17 protein-coding genes and 1 pseudogene are annotated in these 21059 nt (G+C 26.7%); 3 read left to right on the top strand and 15 right to left on the bottom strand.

Annotated features, from left to right (window positions below):
- A pseudogene (locus Q0G30_RS03455) lies at positions 1–123 on the top strand (lactoylglutathione lyase); the annotation flags it as partial.
- 366 nt (positions 124–489) lie between these two features.
- Here Q0G30_RS03455 and Q0G30_RS03450 read toward each other — a convergent pair.
- Positions 490–1935 carry a hypothetical protein gene (locus Q0G30_RS03450; protein ID WP_294386527.1) on the bottom strand — a complete coding sequence of 482 codons (1446 nt, stop codon included), beginning with the start codon at positions 1933–1935 and terminating at the stop codon, positions 490–492.
- A 223-nt stretch (positions 1936–2158) separates the two neighbouring features.
- Here Q0G30_RS03450 and Q0G30_RS03445 point away from each other — a divergent pair, with 223 nt between their 5' ends.
- Entirely contained in the window at positions 2159–3700 is a 1542-nt protein-coding gene (locus Q0G30_RS03445) for a PAS domain-containing sensor histidine kinase (RefSeq protein WP_294386524.1), read from the top strand.
- Positions 3701–3788: 88 nt separating this feature from the next.
- Here Q0G30_RS03445 and Q0G30_RS03440 read toward each other — a convergent pair whose 3' ends face one another.
- From Q0G30_RS03440 to Q0G30_RS03420, 5 genes are all read right to left on the bottom strand, one after another.
- Entirely contained in the window at positions 3789–4412 is a 624-nt protein-coding gene (locus Q0G30_RS03440; protein WP_294386520.1) for a cyclase family protein, read from the bottom strand.
- A 146-nt stretch (positions 4413–4558) separates the two neighbouring features.
- A complete protein-coding gene (locus Q0G30_RS03435; protein ID WP_294386518.1) occupies positions 4559–4999 on the bottom strand; it encodes a deoxyuridine 5'-triphosphate nucleotidohydrolase in 441 nt (146 codons plus the stop codon).
- Between the two features lie 156 nt (positions 5000–5155).
- Complete coding sequence (locus tag Q0G30_RS03430) at positions 5156–5836, bottom strand: prealbumin-like fold domain-containing protein (RefSeq protein ID WP_294386516.1); 681 nt, start codon at positions 5834–5836, stop codon at positions 5156–5158.
- A 71-nt stretch (positions 5837–5907) separates the two neighbouring features.
- On the bottom strand, positions 5908–7764 hold the full coding sequence (locus Q0G30_RS03425) for an EAL domain-containing protein (protein ID WP_294386513.1): 1857 nt from the start codon (positions 7762–7764) through the stop codon (positions 5908–5910).
- 165 nt (positions 7765–7929) lie between these two features.
- A complete protein-coding gene (locus Q0G30_RS03420; protein ID WP_294386510.1) occupies positions 7930–9231 on the bottom strand; it encodes a uracil-xanthine permease family protein in 1302 nt (433 codons plus the stop codon).
- Between the two features lie 314 nt (positions 9232–9545).
- On the opposite strand from Q0G30_RS03420, the gene Q0G30_RS03415 reads away from it, so the two are divergent.
- A complete protein-coding gene (locus tag Q0G30_RS03415; RefSeq protein ID WP_294386508.1) occupies positions 9546–10265 on the top strand; it encodes a polysaccharide deacetylase family protein in 720 nt (239 codons plus the stop codon).
- A gap of 102 nt (positions 10266–10367) precedes the next feature.
- Here Q0G30_RS03415 and Q0G30_RS03410 read toward each other — a convergent pair whose 3' ends face one another.
- The 9 genes from Q0G30_RS03410 to gltS form a co-directional block, all read right to left on the bottom strand.
- The gene (locus tag Q0G30_RS03410) at positions 10368–11732 is read right to left on the bottom strand and encodes an MATE family efflux transporter (protein WP_294386506.1); all 1365 of its coding nucleotides are present in this window, start codon (positions 11730–11732) and stop codon (positions 10368–10370) included.
- Between the two features lie 345 nt (positions 11733–12077).
- Positions 12078–12266, bottom strand: coding sequence for a DUF4250 domain-containing protein (locus tag Q0G30_RS03405; RefSeq protein ID WP_294386504.1), 189 nt, complete (start codon positions 12264–12266; stop codon positions 12078–12080).
- 348 nt (positions 12267–12614) lie between these two features.
- Positions 12615–13487, bottom strand: coding sequence for an ATP-binding protein (locus tag Q0G30_RS03400; RefSeq protein WP_294386502.1), 873 nt, complete (start codon positions 13485–13487; stop codon positions 12615–12617).
- A gap of 144 nt (positions 13488–13631) precedes the next feature.
- Positions 13632–14264, bottom strand: a complete 633-nt coding sequence (locus Q0G30_RS03395; protein ID WP_294386497.1) for a hypothetical protein — start codon at positions 14262–14264, stop codon at positions 13632–13634.
- 26 nt (positions 14265–14290) lie between these two features.
- Entirely contained in the window at positions 14291–15085 is a 795-nt protein-coding gene (gene hisJ, locus Q0G30_RS03390; protein ID WP_294386496.1) for a histidinol-phosphatase HisJ, read from the bottom strand.
- 42 nt (positions 15086–15127) lie between these two features.
- Complete coding sequence (locus tag Q0G30_RS03385) at positions 15128–15712, bottom strand: BRCT domain-containing protein (RefSeq protein ID WP_294386493.1); 585 nt, start codon at positions 15710–15712, stop codon at positions 15128–15130.
- Between the two features lie 931 nt (positions 15713–16643).
- Positions 16644–18029 (bottom strand): FAD-binding oxidoreductase, encoded by a 1386-nt coding sequence (locus Q0G30_RS03380; RefSeq protein ID WP_294386490.1) that lies wholly within the window; start codon positions 18027–18029, stop codon positions 16644–16646.
- Between the two features lie 292 nt (positions 18030–18321).
- Positions 18322–19536: a peptidase T gene (gene pepT / locus Q0G30_RS03375; protein WP_294386488.1), complete on the bottom strand. Its 1215-nt coding sequence runs from the start codon at positions 19534–19536 to the stop codon at positions 18322–18324.
- A 185-nt stretch (positions 19537–19721) separates the two neighbouring features.
- Complete coding sequence (gltS, locus tag Q0G30_RS03370) at positions 19722–20918, bottom strand: sodium/glutamate symporter (protein WP_294386485.1); 1197 nt, start codon at positions 20916–20918, stop codon at positions 19722–19724.
- Between the last annotated feature and the right edge of the window lie 141 nt (positions 20919–21059).

The following is a 21059-nucleotide window of genomic DNA, read 5'->3' as shown; positions in this document are numbered from 1 at the left end:
AGAGATAAACATATAGCCCTTGGTTACGAAGTAACAGATCTAAAAGGACTACCTGGCGAAGCACCTCATTACTACTTCGTTACAGATCCAGACGGCTATAAAGTTGAAGTAATTAGATCATAAGTTAATTATTTTATATAAAATAATTAACTAAAAGTGTCTTACACTTGATAAAATATTCTTAATTTAAAAGATAACTATAATATAAAAATAATTTGTAGCACAGAACATTAACTATAAACGGGGATATGTTATAAGCAGATACATGAAAAAAGAAAAAATGAAATATTAATTTGGAGGGAATATTGAAATTAAGCCGTAGAATTTAATCTTTGTGGAATTTAACTTGCGTAAAGAAGTTGTATTGAAGCGTCAGCGGCTTTTACAACTTTAGCAAGTTCAATGGAACAAAGATATAAATTCTAGGCGAAAATTTCACCGTTCCCGGAAAATAAATATTTCATTTTTTCCTTTCATATAGTGCACAATTTAGTTAATTTTTTTTCGTAGCTTTTTTAGTTCTTGTATTGAAGGATATGGCTTAGAAAGCTTCAATGCCTTATTTATATTATCTATGGCTTCTCTCTTCTTACCGCATCTATATTCTGCATCAATTAGATAATATAAATATTGTGGTGTTTCTCTCGTCCTATCTATTAATTTTTTATAATACTCCTCCACCTTTTCAAAATATTCCTTATCATATTTAGATGTTTTTTCTAGACTATCTCCTTTAAATGAATATATTTGTATATTATAGGCCTCGCCTGTTTCATGATTCCATATAGCAATATCAGATGTTCCACTTTTTCTATCATCAAATTCTACTATTTCAACTTTAGAGTAATTTATCTTATCTCCCCTTAACAATTTATTAAATTTATTTTCTTTAAACTCTAGTATATCTAAAACAGACCATATTGAACCAATTCTCCATCCAATAAGAATATTATTATTAGACTTTGGTTTTAACTTAGTAATTATTAAATCTGATACATCATAACCTTCCCCTACAATTGTGTCTAAATGCTTTATTACTCCTTCAACTTCTCTAAATACAGATATATACTGAATATCCTTAGATTTATATCCACAAAGTATTTCATCGACTCCATCTCCATCGATATCCTTATTAATTAATCCATTAGTACCACCAAATTTATTAAAATTAATAAAGATTGCATCCTTAGGAATCTGATTTTCAATTTCTTCCTTTATATCATTTATTCTAGTCATACTAGAAATATTTTTACCATTACTAGTAATATACTTATCTAATATATTAATTTCATTATTTTTTAAAGATATTACACTATTAATGTTACCTAAAATATTAATATCATTAACTCCTATTATTCTTTGATAAACTAGTAAATTAATTAGTTCATCATCTAAGTTATATATTAAATCAATCTTATTAATATATGAAACACTAGGATCTTCATTAATTTTTATTTTTCCATCTCTATCATAAATCTGTTTTAAATAATCATTACTGCTATTTTCAATATCCATAATGTACTTTCTTTCATATAACTTACAAATAATTTCTATTCTATATTTTTCTAAATATCTTGATATGCAACTATATTTCTTAGAAAACTTTTCTCCATTAAATACCTCTACCAAATTTCCTTTGCTATATTTATATACTATAGCAATTGCATATCTAACAGATTGACCTGCTTCTCCATAGATATATATATCATCACTACACTTACTAGAAAACTTTCCAAGAAAAATTTTAAGATTATAACCATTAACTTTAATTGGATACTCTTCAATATTATTATTTTCATCCTTAATAGTAATAGTTACTCTTTCAGCATAATTACTATCCTCATATAAATAGTAACCTTTTAAAATTATAGTTTCTTCTTCACCCTTCCCATAAATATTTCCACTTTTTATATCAATAATAGATTCTTTCCTCATATTTATTTCCTTTTAATTGTTCATATTATATATTATTCTTTCATTTTATAAGGTGAAAGTCTTTATAAAAAACTTTCAAATTTTATATAAAGATTTTTAGATTATCCTCGAACCTTTTCCTTTTTTAAATATTTTTATCAAATATACTATAAATTTTATTTATTTATTAGTATAATTACTTAAATGAGTAAAATATAACATAAAAATTGAAAGCGAGGAAATAATGGAAAATTTTTTTAATAAATTACAGGAAAAATTTTTAATTATTGATTATTCAGGAAAAATTTTATTTTGTAATAAAATTTTATTAAATCAATTACAGTATCAATTAGATGAACTTGACAATATATACAATTTAATAATTAATCCTCAAATAAACTTTGATAATATAAATAATAATTATAATAAAGAGTATACTGTAGATATATTAGCAAAGAATAATTCTATAATACAATTCAAATTAGATTTATCATTTGGTAAATTTAATGATTTTGACAGTATTTTTCTTTTGCTAGATGATGCTACCACTGATAACTTATTACTAGAAAATTTAGACAAAGACTTTAAATTTCATAAAAATACAGAAAAAGAATTATCCTTTCTTTTAAAAACAGCTACTGATATAACAGCTATCATGTCTATTAATGGAGCATTTATAAAAATTAATGATGGTTGGAATAATGTTTTAGGATATACTTCAAATGAACTTATAAATCAAAATTGGTATGATATTATTCATGAAAATGACATAGATATGCTTAAGTCTTTGATAAATAATTGTATACTTTCAGAATCAATTTCAGAAGTTTGTACAAGAGTTATAGACAATAACCATAATATTAAATGGATCCATTGGATTTTTTCTTATATACAAGAGGAAAATATTATTATAACAACAGGTAGAGATATAACTGAAGAAAAAAGATTGGAAGTAGAGAAAAAACTTATGGAAGAAGCTCTTCAAGTTGAAAGTGTAAAAAATGAGTTTTTTGCTAATATATCACATGAATTTAAAACTCCATTAAATATAATTTTAGCTAGTTTACAAGTTATAAATCAAAACTTAAATAATAACAATATAACTATAGCTAATGATTTTGACTTTAATAAATATACAGCTTCTATAAAGCAAAATTCCTATAGACTATTAAGATTAGCTAATAATCTTATAGATATTACTAAAATAGATACAGGGCTATATGAAATCCACAAGAAAAACTGTAATATCATTTCAATAATAGAAGATATTACTCTTTCTATTGCTCAATATGTAAATTATAAAAATATAGACTTATTATTTGATACAACTATTGAAGAACTTATTATTTCTTGCGATCCTGATAAAATTGAAAGAATAATGCTAAATCTTTTATCAAACGCAATAAAATATACTCCTACTAATGGACGTATTACTGTGAATGTAGATATTACTGATGATAATGTTATAATTTCAATTAAAGATACAGGTATTGGTATATCAAGGGAGAATCAATCTATAATATTTGAAAGATTTATGCAAGTTGATGATACTCTTACACGGAAATGTGAAGGTAGTGGAATCGGCCTTTCTTTAGTTAAATCTTTAGTAGAGATGCATGGTGGTAAAATAGCTGTTTATAGCATTGAAGGAATAGGCTCAGAATTTACATTTACTTTACCTAAAACTATTATACCTAACTCTGAAATTGTATATAAAATTGATGACACTAGTCATTCTAAAGTTGAAAAGTGTAACATAGAATTTTCTGATATTTATGCAGTATAAAAATAAGTTTTATATATTTAATCCCTATCATAATATATAAAATAACAGAATACAAAATGTACTCTGTTATTTTATAATTATATATTTTTTAATATCCCTTATATACAGCTATTGCTCTTACTAAGCTTGCTTCACCTTGAATTTTTAATGGTTGTGCAAATACTTGTATTTCTTCGTTATATAATAGCTTATTTAAGTTTGTTAAATTTTCCAAAATAAATATTTCATTTTCAAATAGTTTTTTATGAATATTATATTCATGATTATCAGGGGAAGGCATATCCATTCCTAACATCTTAATTTTCTTTTTAATTAAAAGCTCTGCTAATTCTTCACTAACTATAGGATGATTATTATAGTATTCCTCTTTTCCATAGAAACTATCCCATCCCGTAAATAATAAAACTATATCATTTTCTTTTATATCTCTATAATACTCATCTTTTATTTCTATTACCTTCTCACCACGTACATCTAGTAGTACTGCATTTCCTATAAATTTATCTATTGAATATTCAGAAATGAATTTTTTATTCTTACACATATGTAAAGGCGCATCTATATGAGTACCTACATGCATAGATGTAGAAACTGTATATAAATTAAATTCATCCTTATCATAATCCTTTTCTTTACTTAAATTCAATTCCATATCACCTGGATAAACAGGCATTTCATTTTTTATATCATAAGATAAATCAATATACTTCATATTTTCCCACTTTCTCCCTTTTGTTTGATTATATTAATTTTTACCCACCCTTTATTTGTTTATTTTATCATATTTTACATTTAATTACAATGTGTTATTTCTGATTTTTAACAATATTTTTAATTTACCTGAATGATAAATATATACTATCTTTCTCCTGTACTTCCAAAACCACCACGATCAATATTGTTAAAGAATTCTACTTCTTCAAATTCTATTTCTGGCATTACTTCCATCACTCTAAACTGGCCTATTTTATCACCTTTTCTTATCCAAGTTCCATTTTCATCCTTGGCTTGTAAACAATATACTGGCATATGCCATTGATCATTATCTCCTATATATGTATCATCAACAACTCCTACACTATTTGTTTGAATTACTCCCCAAGTTTTAAACGTTGAGCTTCTTGGTGCTAAATGTCCTTCCCACCCTTTTGGTAATTCTAGTGCAAATCCAAGAGGAATCATTGCTCTCTCATTTAAAGGTACAAATATATCCTTATTAGCATAAACATCTATCCAATTTCCCTTACTAATTTTTTTCAATTTAGTTGCTCCATCAAAGTACTTTATCTTTATCTTCATAACTTATATCCTCATTTCTTTAGTTTAAAATCATTTTATCATATTTTTATTTTATTTTTTATATAAAATAACTTATCTATTTAAAAATTAGAGTTAGAATATTTTTAATATATCCTAACTCTATAATAATTAACTATTATTTTATCATTATTTAGATTATTTTGGGTGTTTTTTTATTCTATTTACTATAATAATACTTTCTTCTCTGAAATCTTTATTAATAGTTACTTCATTCCATTGAATATATGTTGGTTTTTCAAAGTATTTTCTATTTACTATCTCTATAACCCTATAACTTCCTTCTGGCAATCCATCAAATACAACAATCCCATTTATATCTGTTAATTTTGAACTTACTAATTTAGGTGATAGTCCGTTTAATGCATAAAGATTTACTTTTGCTTCTGATATAGCTTTTCCCTTTCTATCTCCTAATCTAACACCTACTGTAATTTTTCCTCTTACACGTTGTCCTATATATTCACTATTTTCTTTTATCCTATTATTTTCACTTCTTTGTTCTGCTTTATTCCTTATACCTTCTCTTAAATTATTATCATAATTTTCAGTTTCAGTATCATCTAATAATGTTGCACCTTGAATTTCAATACTAAATCCATTACTTAAATTATATTTATTAGTTTCTTCTCTTATAATACTTCTCTTATTAATTTGATCATTTGCTAACTCTTGTTCTTTTATATCTTCTGATTTTACATCAATTATAGGAATATTTTCTTTTGATAATGCTCCATTTCCTACTATTGTATCGTTATCAATTGACTTATATTCTGCATCTAAATCATTATCAAAATCATCATCTATCCTGATACGCATAAAAACCTCCTAAAAGCATATATTTACATAATACGCAATTAGAAGTTTTTTTGTGATAAAAATATTTATTTTTAAATCATTTCTTTAATAACTTCAAACTTCTCTGGTTTACTAAAATAATACCCCTGAGCTACATCGCATTTCATTTTATCTAAATATCCTAGTTGCTCTTTAGTTTCTACACCCTCAGCTACTACTTTTAAATTTAAACTATGCGAAAGCTTTATTATACTCTCTGCTATATACTCACTTTTTTCATCTACACCTATTCCATCTACAAAGCTCTTGTCTATCTTTAATACATCTATAGGTAATCTTTTTAAATAGCTCAAAGAAGAATATCCTGTACCAAAATCATCTAATGCAATAGAAACTCCTAACCTCTTAAGTCCTATTAATAATTCAATATTTTTTACAACAGACTTCATAATAACCCCTTCTGTTATTTCGAATTCTATAAATTCTGGAGGTATATTATACTTTTCTAACATTTCTGAAATAAAACTAATAAATCCTTCTTCCCTTAATTGTATATCCGATATATTAATTGCTATATGAAACTTTGATTTAGTACTGCAATATAATTCTTTACATTTTTTAAAGCTTTCCTCAATAATATATTTTCCTAAATCTATTATTAATCCACTACTTTCAGCTATTGGTATAAATTCTGCTGGAGATATGAACCCTAATTCATCATTTACCCATCTAACTAATGCTTCAAATCCATTTACCTTTTCATCCTTAATTGATATTTTAGGTTGAAAAACCATAAAAATTTCATTATTTTCAATTGCAGTTCTTAATGCTTTCTCAATCTCACTCTGTCTTTTTAATATATTTAATATATTAATATCAAAAAATTTATATCTATTTTTTCCTTCTTCTTTAGCAGTATGCATTGCCATATCTGCTGTTTTTAAAAGAATATCTAATCTATTAGAATCGTTAGGATATATGCTAACACCAATACTAATTGAACAACATATTTTTCTACTATCAACATAAAATGGTTTTCTAACCTTTAATAATAATTCATCCAAGAAATCCTTTATTTCTATTTGATTAATAACATTTGAGAAGGCAATAATAAATTCATCCCCACCAAATCTAGCAAAAGTATGCCTTCCATCTAAAATATTTTCAATTCTCTTACAAAGTCTTAAAAGTATTTCATCTCCTACTTCATGTCCATATGAGTCATTAATATTTTTAAAATTATCTATATCAAAAAAAATAATTCCTAATTTACTTTTATTTGAACTATTATTGATTAATTGTTTAAATTTTTCTATAAACATTTTTTTATTTTGTATACCCGTGATATTATCATAATAATTCATAAGCTTAATCTTATTTTCATTATTTTTTTCACTAGTAATATCCATTATTACGCCTGCTAAGCTATATATGCCATTACTAATACTACCTTTGCCATTATACTCTATATGTATTGTTTGTCCATTAATAGCTTTAATAGAATATCTAATATTAGTACTAATACACATTCTATTTAAACAAATACTTTCAAAATACGCTTTAACTCTTTTAAAGTCACTTTCAATAATAAATTTATACCATTCTTCTAAAGTAATTTTCTCCTTTTCTAATCCTAATAATTCCCTTATTTTATTAGAAACATATACCTTATTACTCTTATCATCCCATATCCAAATAGCTCCATTAATTGCCTCTATAGATAAGGTATATTCTTGCTCACATAGCTTATACTTACTATCAGTCTTTTGTATTTTATTTATACACTCTTGTATAAATAATAATAAAATACAAATTATAATAATCATTATACTTTCTGATAATCTAATTTTATTATTATAGCCAGCTCCAATTGTAAATATTATTATAAACATTACAAAAATCTTACTTATTCTATAGAATCTACTATCGTATGATCCCTTTAAATTCATCTTTCCCTCCAAATTTCTATATTTATACTGTAATTGTATCATAAATACCAAAATTTATACACAAAATCGCATTAATTATAATTTTCTTATATATCTTATATACTTTTCATAAAAAATTAAAACACTATACATAAAAGAATATCATGTATAGTGTTTATATATTAATTAAATATCTTTTTTAGTAAATTTATTTATTTGTGTAAATATTATATTTAATACAACCCCCACTATTGCAGCTAAACTTAATCCAGATATATTTACTGTTTCTGTTATTTTAATTGAAATAGCTTCATCTAAAAAGTTTCCTGATAATCCAACAAATAAAATAGAAATCATAACTATAATATTAAAGAATGTAAATTTAACTTGCTCTCTCTTTATAGTCTTAACTCCAACAATTGCAATCATAGAAAATAATATTAAACTTATTCCACCCATTACCGGTTGAGGTATTGTTCTAATAATCGCTCCAAATTTAGCAATAAAACTAAGTAATATAGCAAATATTGCTGTTATTCTTAATATCACTGGATTATAATTTTTGGTTATTGCGAGAACTCCCGTATTTTCACCATATGTAGTGTTGGCTGGTCCTCCAATAAATCCTGCTGCTAAAGTAGCTAATCCATCTCCTAATAAAGTTCTATTTAATCCTGGATCTTCTATAAAGTTTTGTCCAACAACTTCACCATTAGTAGTTATATCTCCAACATGTTCCATAAATACTGCTAATACTACTGGTGCTATAATTGCTATTGCTCCTATATCAAACTTAGGAAATGTAAAACTAGGTATTGCTACTAAACTTGCACTTTGTATTTCAGTAGTAGATACTTGTCCTAACATTAAGCTTATTGTATATCCAACAGCTACTGCTATTAATATTGAAATCTGTGATAAAAATCCATTACTGAACTTCTTTATTAATAGTGCTATACTTAAAGTTATTATTGAAATTACTACACCTGTTAAAACACTTTTATTGCCTGATATTAGTTCTGTTACACCAGTCATCTCTAATGCACTTGGTATTAAGTTAAGTCCTATTACGATAATCATAGGCCCTACAACTTGAGCCGGTAATATTTTTTTAACATTATTTAATCCTACCCTTTTTATTAAAAGAGATACTAAAACATAAATTGCTCCAACTACAATAATCCCACCTTGAGCATATCTTAAATCACCATATTTTTCTGATACCGCTATAATTACTGGAATAAAAGCAAAGGATGATCCTAAAAACACTGGAACCTTTCCTTTAGTACATAAGTGGAAAATTAAAGTTCCTACTCCAGCCGAAAATAATGCAACTGATGGATCTAGTCCCGTAAGCATAGGAACCAATACAGTTGCTCCAAACATTGCAATTAAATGTTGAAGCGCTAATACTAATTTGAAAAGTGAATCTTTAATTCCTTTTTCCGCTTCCTTTTTTGATGAAATACTACCTGTAAACTGTGTCATGAAATCCACTCCTTATTTATTATTGTAAGGAGAAACATTAACTTTCTCCCTTTTCAGCCTCTCTGGACTGTTATTAAAGGTAAATAAAAAAACTTCTTACATCGGTAAGAAGTTATAGTTATCCTGTAAATACTAATACTGTAAACTCTGAACTTACCGAACTCTCTGTTTCGACTTAAAGCTTTTTTTGTTATTATATATCCTTTATCAAAAAATATCAAGAAATATATTATATTATTTTTGCACATAATATAATTGCACTATATATAAATGGTATCTTTATGAAATATTTTTATAGAAAAGAGTGATTAATTATGAGAAAGTTTTTAACAAATTTAATTATTTTTATGCTTTTAGCTTTATTAGTTTGCCCTCAATTAAATGCATATAGTACAAATGATGATAAAAAAGATTGCCCTAAAAAAATTGTTTATTTAACATTTGATGATGCTCCTGGTGGTGAAGTAACTAAAAAAACTTTAGACATACTAAAAGAAGAAAATGTGCCTGCTACTTTCTTTATAATCGGTGAGCAAATAAAAGGTCAAGAAGATATAATTTTAAGAATGAAAAATGAAGGTCATAGCATAGGTTTACATAGTTTTACTCATGAAAGATCTAAGCTATATAGTTGTAGCTCTGGTTTTATTAATGAAATGAAACAAGTTCAAAAAGCTCTTTATGATATTACAGGTGAAAATTACTATATATTAAGATTTCCATTTGGAACAAATAATAGTACCTATAGATTAACAAATGAAATGGTAGATGCAGTTCACTCAAATAATTTTAAGATTTACGATTGGACTCAAGATACCTTAGATGGTGCTAATCCTAACTCCTCTCCTGACCTCATATTAAATAGATCTATATCAACTAAGGATAATGTTGTTGTCTTAATGCACAATGCTCACGCTAACAAGAACACGGCACAAGCTGTAAGAGGAATTATTAAATATTATAAGAGTCAAGGATATAATTTTGAAAAAATAACTGTAGATACACCTGAAATATATCATGTGTTAAAGAAATAATTACCTGATAAATATAAAGTAAAAATAGCTAGAAGTCATGTATTATTTAATATCTAGCTATTTTTTTATTTTACTGCTTATTCATATTATCATAAATTTTATTTAATAGTTATAATTAGGTGTTTTTCTTAACGGTTTTATAACCATAAAGAAAAATAGAAGAAATAATAAAATTCCCTTTACTATACTGCTTCCACTTATGCTCCACCATACTCCATTAATACCCAGTATTTCAGGCCTAAATAACAACATTGCTATAGGAACTCTTAAACCCGTAAATATTATTCCTACTATTGATGGAGTTATGGTCTTCCCAACACCATAAAATGCTCCTGATGTAGTTATTTCTATACACATAAATAATTGTGAATATCCCAATATTCTTAAATAATCAATTCCTTGTAAAATGGCTTCTTTTTCATCTATAAAAACAGAAAATATAGGCCCACCTGCAAATACTAATAATAACGTTGTAAATACTCCTAGAATACATGAAATAATAATAGTACTCACATAGCCCTTTATCACCCTATCATTTCTTTTTGCTCCATAGTTTTGTCCAACAAAAGCTGTTAATGCACTTGCAAATCCTCCTGCTGTCATCCATGATATAGATTCTATTTGTGAACCAACTTTTTGAACAGCAATTGCTATCGGTCCTGCACTTGCTACAATTCTACCTATAAGCATTGAGAAGAATGTAAATAAGCAATTTTGAATAGCTGTAGGACCACCTAAAACACAAATACTCTTTAAATACTTCAGCTTTACAAATCTTTTATTATTAAAACTAAAATTATATCCATTTTTAATAAAAGTATATATAAATATTATAGTAACTAACATTTGTGAAAGTATAGTTGCTAAAGCAGCTCCTACAACCCCCAATGGTTTTATTCCTCCGACTCCAAAGATTAGAATTGGATCTAATACAATATTCATAATAAGCCCTACAGTATTAACTACAAAAGGCGTTTTACTGTTTCCCGATGCAGTAAATATTCCAGTAAATTGAGGATTTAAAAATGCACAAACCATACCTAATGATATCACTATTAAATAATCAATAGACATCTTTATTATTACTGGATCTCCTAGGTTAAAAAAACCTATTAACTTATCTTTAAAAACAATTAATATAATTTGATAAATTATAGCCATCACAACGCATAAGAAAATACTACTATATACATAACATTTTCTTTCTTTTTCATCATTTTTACCTATGGACTGTGAAACTCCAACTTCTGCACCTGTTTTTGTTATCATAACCATAGAATTTCCAAGCCAAGCAAAAAATCCCGCCGTCCCAACTGCTGCAACTGCTGCACTTCCTGCTTTTCCTATCCAAATCATATCTACTAAACTATAAGCCATTTGGATAAATGATGTACCTAAAATAGGTAGTGATAACGTTAATAATGTTTTTACTATACTTCCCGATACTAAATCTATCTTCTTCTTCATAACACAAAGGTTCCTTTCTTATTTTTTTCCAATAAAATAGAAGCAATAAATACTTTATTACTTCTTCTCTTTTAATTTTATTTAAATATCTTATAACTATATATTTTATTTAATTATAACTTCTATAATAAACAATATATTTAATTATTATTGAATATTTAATATAACTTAATCTTCTTTAGTATTTTCCTTATTCTTTTTATCGTTTATTAAAGTTGCAACTAATGCAGTTGATGCTGCTAATACAACTGCTAATTTTCCTATTTTTTTTATTTTCATTTTATTCCCTCTACTTACAATCAATATTTTTAGTATAATTATACATTGCTCTAATAAGTTAGTAAATTATCTAAATTGATTTAAATCACTATGATATTTATATCCAGCATTTTCTAATTTTTTCTCTATTATATTTCTACTAATATCCATATCCTCACAATAGCTGTCTAAATTAGAATAAAAATCTCTAAGCTTCATATTAATCATACTTACTAATATATTAGGATCCATTTTTAATAACACTTCTCTATCCATTATTTCCTCCGTTTTTATATTGTTTTTATAATAATTATAACATACAAAATATTCTTTCTTATAATTATACAATATATAAAATTAAGCTAAAATACATATTTTATGTATTTTAGCTTAATTCATAAATTTATTTTTTAATATTACTTGTATCTATTTATTTTTTCCAACCTTATTTACTTCTGGCACTCTTGCAGCCATAGATTTTTCTGGACTCTTAAAATGATCATTTTCCCAAGTTGCTCTTTGACCCTTTTTAGCCATAATATCACCTCCACTAAATACTATATACTTAGTATTAGCAACATGGCTTGTTTTATTCTCATTAAAATATATGGTCAATAACACTTACTATTTACTTTTTGGTGTGTTAGGATCTAAAAATGAATATTTTTCTCCATCCTTTTCCCATCCTAAAATTGAATTCATATTTACATTTGCAGCTGCCTTAAATATTGATTTATCAACATCATTAAAGTTCTTCTTTAATTCTGCAATTAAATCTTTAATTTCATGTCTCTTATTACCTATTTTTTCTGCGGCTACCATACATGCACAATTTAATGGCCAAAGACCAGTATACTTTATAAATCTCTTAATAGCTTCCTCTTCTACATAATAAAGAGGTCTAATTAGCTCTATTCCTTCAAAGTTATCAGCCTTTAATTTAGGTAACATTGTTTTAAAGTTTCCTGCATAAAGTACATTTAACATTGTAGTTTCTATTACATCATTATAATGATGCCCAAGTGCTAATTTATTACACCCAAGTTCTCTTGCTTTGTTATATAATGAGCCTCTTCTCATTCTTGCACAAAGATAGCAAGGATAATCCTTTGCTTTTTCATCAATTATTTCAAATATTTTTGATTCATATATATGTACTGGAATATTTAAGTGTTCACAATTTTCTATAAGTAAATCTTTAATTTGTGGATGATATCCAGGATCCATTGCTATAAATTCAACTTCAAAGTTTACTTGCCCATGCTTTTTTAACTCTTGAAATAGCTTTGCCATAAGTAGAGAATCCTTGCCTCCTGATATTGCAACAGCTATTCTATCGCCTTCTTCAATAAGCTGATAATCCTTAACAGCTTTTATGAACTTAGACCAAATAGGTTTTCTATATCTCTTTACTATACTTCTTTCTATTTCCTCAAGAGTTTTTTTAGCTTCTTCTGGAACTATTCTTTCGCATCCATGACCTGCTATACTACTCATAATTATCACCTCATATTTTTAATAACAAAATCAATTTTACTTAAATTATAAAATAAAAGCAACTATTTGATTACTTTCCCTTAATAAATAATAGTAGGCAAGTTATTTTTAACATACCTACTATATATACTTCTTTAACAATTACTATCTATAAGTTATTTCTCCAAGAGCTGGAACATGATCAAATTCTATATTAGAATTTTTATAAGTAAACTCTACACCATCTATCCATTCACCAGTATAATTTTTTTGTAATAATGTTGTTATTAGGGTATATTCAGTTACACTGCCTCCTGCAGAACCAACGAAATAATTATTAATCCAACTTGTTCCTTCATATTTATCAAAAGTAATATCTGCAGCATTATTTCCCAATTCATCTAAGTTAAATAAAGCTATTTTCTTTCCTTCTATATTATTAAATTTAACAAATTGGATGGGTAAATTATCAAATACCTTTTCACTTAATTCCTTAGATAATTTTTTTAGCTTTTCTTCTAATGATAAATCTTCATTTACTTCGACTTCTCCTAAAACTAATTGTTCATCTGTATTTACATCCTTTGAATATAATAACATTTCTGTAGTTTTTAAGGACTCTTGATTTTCTATATTATCTTCTTCATTATTATTAGATTGTTGATTATCTAAATTTTCTGATACAATATTAGAATTGCCATCTCCAACTGTATTTTTATCTGTACATCCTACTGCTCCAAATACAATACAAGATATTAGTGCTCCTGCTATTATTTTTCTCAACATTATACTTCTCATAATTTCCCTCCAAGCTGTCTATCTTCTTATTTAAAATTGAAACCTATATCCTTTGCAAAATGTGAATCTGAACCGTAAACCATTTTCACATTATTTTTTATTGCTATTTCATAAAATTCTCCACTAGGATATGCCTCTCCACAAAACTCTTTTCTTAAACCTGCTGTATTATAATCAATTTCATAACTACCTTTATTTATTTCATCCATAATTTCCTGAAATAAATTTACATTAGAATAATTAATTGGATATTTCTTGTTAAATATTCTAACAAGAGTTGGATGTCCTATCCTTTTGGGTTTGAATTTTCCTAAATTACTTTTTATTGATTTCAATAATGTATTATAATACAAAGCATATATTTTTTCTACAGTTCCAATTTTTTTTAATAGACCTTCAAAAGATTCTATACAGTCAAAACAATAGTATTTACCATCATACATACCAATATGAGTTGACAAAATTGCATCATCTAGTACATCTCCATATATGTCAAGCATTTTTGTAGTAAACTCTTCATATCCCTCTAAATAATCTACTTCTAAACCTATATTTATTTTTATTTTATCTTTATATTTATTTTTATAATACTTTGCTTCTTCTATATATTTTTCAATACTATATATGCTAGGAGAAACGGTATCTAAAAAATTTTCTTCCATTCCCTCTATTACTATGTTTTTAGGCATTGTCATATGTTCTGTAAATGTTATTTCCCCAATTCCTCTATTAATAGCATTTTCTAAATACTCTTCAAAGCTATCATTACTTCCATGAGGACAATAATGACTATGAACGTGTCCATCTCTCATTTTATTCATAATACCCCTCCTAATTAACCTCATATAAATATATGCTAAGCTTTATCTATTCATAATAAGTCGTTTATTAAATTCACCCAAAGTTAATATTTCTATATTTAATCTTTTTGCTATTTCTAATGTCTCATTAATATCTGAACTTGGTTGGTAAACTAATATATCTGTATTTTCATCCATAGTATTTACTATACTTCCACCATTTAATTTAATATTTCTAATTATTCTTTCTCTAACTATCTCATTATTTATAAATAATATAATATTTTTTCTTAAAATATTTATCCTTTCTCTTGCTTCATTTCCTAAGTCTATATTTAATATATCATCTATTTCCATTTCATTTTTTCTAACTTTTCCTTCTAATATATCTTTAAAATCAGAAATAGTAATTATCTCACATCCTAGAACATTTGCTTTTCTTAACTTACTCCCTGGCTTTTCACCAACAATTAAAATATCACACTTTTTAGTTACTACACTATCCACATTAGCTCCTGCTTGTCTTGCTAGACGCATTAATTCTCCTCTAACTAAAAATCCTCGTCCTGTAAATACTATATTTTTTCCTTCTAATACTTTTCTGGCTAATTGAAAATTAAATTTTTTATAGTCTATTCTTTCTTGCATTTATATATCATTCCTCAACTAAAAATATAAAAATAACTTTTCTTTTATCATTTGTTAATATCATTATCATCATATATTATAAAAACATTTAATTTCTATTATATCACTTATTATTTATAAAAAATACTAACATATTTAATATAAATTAACCGTATATATATTATGAAATTATTTAAACTGCCTTAAATATATTTTGATTTAGCCGATCCTGAAAATAGATTAAAAAATGATATATTAGAAGCTCTTTCTGTAATAAAAAAATTCTCTAATAAATTTAAAGTAATCTTAGGGCTTAACGAAAAAGAGGCCTATGAAATCGGTGAAGTTTTAGATATCTCATCTACAGCAGACAAACTACCATTAGATACTTTAGTTAAATCTATTGCACAAAAACTAGATATCTATTGCTTAGTTGTTCACCCTATTAAAGAAGCCTATGCAGTATGCGATGGTAAACTTTATCATACTATTGGACCATATGAACCAAATCCTAAATTAACTACAGGGGCTGGAGATAACTTTAATGCTGGTTTTTGTTTTGGACAAGTGCTTGGTCTTTCTGTACAGCTTTCATTATTACTAGGAGTTGCAACATCAGGATATTATGTACGAAATTCCAAAAGTCCTACCTTAGAAGATATTATAAATTTCCTTGAGAATTGGAGAAAAAATTTTAATTAATCTTATAAAGTTTATGTCAACTTTCTCTACTTTTCATATTATGTAGTATACAAACAAATGAGGAGGAATATTGTTATGAGATATAATTGTAATAATAATGATGATGCTTATGAAAATTCTAATAGGTGCAAAAATAAGAAAGAACAAACTCACGTTCATTATGACTGTTAATCATAATTGTAATTCTTTATAAAAAAATAGTAGGCTATTAAAAAACAGCCTACTGTTTCAATATATATTTTAAATTTATTTACTCCACTAAAATATTATACCATAATCTTTTTTCTATTCTAATATCTTGTTCAAAATTAAAGAAATCATCCTTATCATATTTTTCTTTAACTCTCTTTAATAACTTTGAATTTTCTCCATAATATTCTTCCTCATAATTATCTATTTCTGCACATGGAAAATTAACAAAGGCGCCTTTTGTTATAGATTTTATGTACTTTAATTTTTCTACTAACCATCTTCTATTTATTTGTGCATATTTAGCATCTTCCCATACTGATTGAAAACCTAATATAAATCTTGCATCTCTATGGTAAAATGCTGTACTATCCCTCTTAACCTCTTTTATAACTCCACCTAGACCATAAAATGTAATTGCAGTATAAACAGCACCTTCAGCTCTTTCTTCTATTATATTTAAAAGATCTACAATTTCTTCTCTAGTATAATCTCTGTATACAAAGTTTCCCGAACTCTTGTATTTTTCATATTCTGGATGACTATCTTGGATTATTCTATTAGCTTCTAAAACAGTCATATACTCTAAACTATAGCTTCCAGAGCTAACAATATCTTTTATGGGTTTTAAAACCTCATTGGCTAACTTTTTATCTCCATAAACTAGTCCAACTATTTTTACTCCTCTACCCTTTTCACTTGAATTATAAATAGCCATTTTAAAATTAGCTCTTTTATCTAAAATTTTATATTTTTCTTGCCAAGCTTCTATAAGATTAATATTTTCTTCAAAATCAATATTTGGAAAGTCAATATTAACCAATGTCACCATATCTATTTTAGTTGGTAAATTAAAAGTCATAGAAGTAACTACACCAAAATTTCCTCCACCACAGCCTCTTAAAGCCCAAAATAAATCTTCATTTATCTCTTCATTACAAACTATTAAGTTTCCATTACTATCTATCAATTCAGCTTCTACTAATCTATCACAACCTAATCCTAAAAGCCTAGATGAATATCCCCATCCCCCACCTAAAGTAAAGGCTACTACTCCAACGCTTGGACAACCTCCTCCTGGAAATGGATATCCTTTTTTTCCTACTGCTTTATAAAGTTCTCTATTACGAGTTCCACCTTGAACCTTTACGGTTTCATTTTTTTCATCTATATAAATTTTATTCATTTTACTAACGTCAATAACTACTATATCATTTCCTGTAGAATATCCTTCATAATGATGACGTCCACTTCTTATCCTTATTGAAAGTGAATTATTTTTAGCAAATATTATTGCATTTCTGATATCATCTTCAGTTTTGCAATATACAATTACTAATGGATATTTTTCTATAGCCCTATTCCAAGCCTTTCTCTCTTCTTCATATTCAAAATCTTCTTTAGTAATTACTTCTCCAGTTAAGCACCTATAATCAAAGTTAATCATTTTTTCACCTCACCAATGTTTCTTCCTATATGTAAGTACTTTTGTATTATTTATCAATATCATAAATAATCTCAATTCTTATCCATACCTCTGATAATATCATAACTCAAAGCCTATTTTCTATAATATCTAAATATTTTAACTCAAAATAAAAAAAGTTGATTTTCCTGCTTCTCCACAACCTATAACAATAACTCTTTTTATAAAATTCATACCCCCACTATAAATTTTAACATAAAAATAAGCAGAGTAATTATTTGCTCTGCCTAAAATAATACTTTAATATCACAATTTATTCAGCATATTTCTTCAATATTTCAATTATTATATTTGTAGCAATTTCCATACCTTCAATAGTAATATGCTCATACTCTCCATGGAATGCATATCCACCAGTTCCTAAGTTAGGACAAGGTAATCCCATATAACTTAAAGTAGCTCCATCAGTACCACCTCTAATTGGTTCAATAACAGGTGTAACATTTAAAGTTTTCATTGCAGCTTTTGCATTATCAATTAAATGCATACAAGGTTTAACATGCTCAGCCATATTCTTATATTGATCTGTAATTGTTAGTTTTACTGTACCTTCTCCATACTTTTCATTTAATAGCTTTTCAGCTAATTGTAATGTAGCTTTCTTAGATTCAAGCTTACATGAATCATGATCTCTTAATATATATCCTAATACTGCATTATCAGTATTTCCACTAAAGCTTTCTAAATAATAAAACCCTTCATATCCTTCAGTATGTTCTGGCTTTTCTCCTTGTGGCAACATTCTATCAAACTCAATACCTACATTTGTTGCATTAATCATTGTGTCTTTTGCAGACCCTGGATGAACTGAAACACCATGAATTTCAACTGTTGCTGCTGAGGCATTGAAGTTTTCATAAGAAATTTCCCCTTCTACTCCCCCGTCCATAGTATATGCAAATTGAGCTCCAAAGTTTTTAACGTCAAACTTGCTAGCACCTCTACCAATTTCCTCATCAGGAGTAAATCCTATACATATCTTACCATGAGGTATATTTTCCTTTATTATTCTTTCACATGCTGTTATTATTTCAGCAATACCAGCCTTATCATCTGCACCTAAAAGAGTAGTTCCATCTGTTGTAATTAAAGTTCTTCCTTTTAAGTTCTTTAAATGTGGAAATTTTTCTACTGAAAGAACTGTTCCATTTAAAAGTGTTAAATCTTCCCCATTATAATTTTCTACTATTTGAGGGTTAACATTTTCTCCTGGTGCTGCTGGTGCAGTATCCATATGTGCTATAAATCCAATACTAGGCTTATCTTCATATCCTTTAGTTGGTGGAATAACTCCATAAACATAGCAATTTTCATCTACCTTAACATCTTGAATCCCAATTTCCTTCATTTCTTCAACTAATATATTAGCTAAATCAAATTGTCTTTGAGTTGATGGTGTAGTTTCTGATTTTGGGTCAGATGTTGTATATACTTTTGCGTATTTTATTAGTCTTTCATATGCTTGCATATTTTTATCTCCTCTTATATAAAATATTTCCATTTATAAAATCTTATTAAAGTTATATTAGGTATTATTATATCCTATTTTGTCCAATTTATAAACTATTAAACAGCCTTGACTACTTATTTAAAATAAAAAGCATAGTGATAATAATTCTTTAACACTATACTCTTCTTTTAAAATTATAAGTATTACATTAATATATTTATAAATAAAGTAATAACTGCTGAATTAACAAAATCTACAAAAAGGGCTCCTACAATTGGTACTACAAAATATGGTGTTGCTGCAAATCCAAATTTAGCTGAAAGTGCATCCATATTAGCAACTGCATTTGGAGTTGCCCCCATTCCGAATCCACAACTTGCAGATGCAAAAACTGCAGCATCATAATCTTTTCCCATAGCTCTAAAAGTAATAAAGTATGCAAATATAGCCATAAGTAGTGATTGAGCAACTAACATAACAACTAGTGGTAATGCTAAATCAAATAATTCCCAAAGCCTTAGTCCCATTAATGCTATACATAAAAAATAACTTAAACTAATATTTCCTATTACCTCTATTTCCTTTTCTTCAATTTCCTGCTTTCTTATATCACAAACATTTCTTATTATAGCAGCTGCAATCATAGCTCCTATATACGATGGAAATGTTAAGCCTGTATCTTGAATAAACTTAGATATAATTGAACCTACTCCCATTGCAAAGAAAAGGTAAGCTGAAGCTTTCATAAGCTTATGGTGACAAAGTATAGCTTGATTATCTTCATGAAAATCACTAAGTGGAATAGACTTATCTTGAGATTCTTTAGGTGTTTTAATCTTATAATTTTCTATTAAATTCTTTGCTACAAATCCTCCTATAAAACTTCCCATAACTAATCCAAATGTTGCTGAAGCAAAAGAAACTGTGGTGGCACCACTAACACCTAGTTCCTCTAAAAGTGGACCAAAAGATCCTGCCGTTCCATGCCCTCCAATCATAGAAATAGAACCAGTGCATAATCCTAATAGGGGATTTAATTGAAATACTTTTGCTAGTGTTGCTCCTACTATATCTTGTGAAATAATTAAAAGTATAGCTATTCCTAAGAACATAGCTACCTTTATTCCTCCATTTTTTAATATTTTAAAACTTGCTGTAAAACCTACACTTGCAAAAAACGTAGTCATAAACAAATTTTGCAATGTTGTATCTAATGTTATAGTTGCTAAATTAGTTATCTTTAAAAATAACATAACTAAAGCAAATAAAAGTCCACCAATTACTGGGGCTGGTATACAATATTTAGATAAGAATCCAACTCTTTTCCTAAAATATGTTCCTAAATAAAATACAACGGTTACTAAAGCCATTGTTTGAAAAATATCTAATCTTAACTCCATTTCATATCTTTCCCCTTTTCTTTTGTATAATATAAATAATTATATTTTTATATTATTTTATAATATACCTTCTTATCCATTTATGCAAACTATGGTATTTTTTTAATATCTAATTTCATTATTGCTAAGTCTAATATATTG

Origin of the sequence: uncultured Clostridium sp. (assembly GCF_934754925.1) — a bacterium.
Lineage (GTDB): Bacteria > Bacillota > Clostridia > Clostridiales > Clostridiaceae > Clostridium.
The sequence above is the reverse complement of the archived record's forward strand: the minus strand, read 5'-3'. Positions and strand labels throughout refer to the sequence as shown.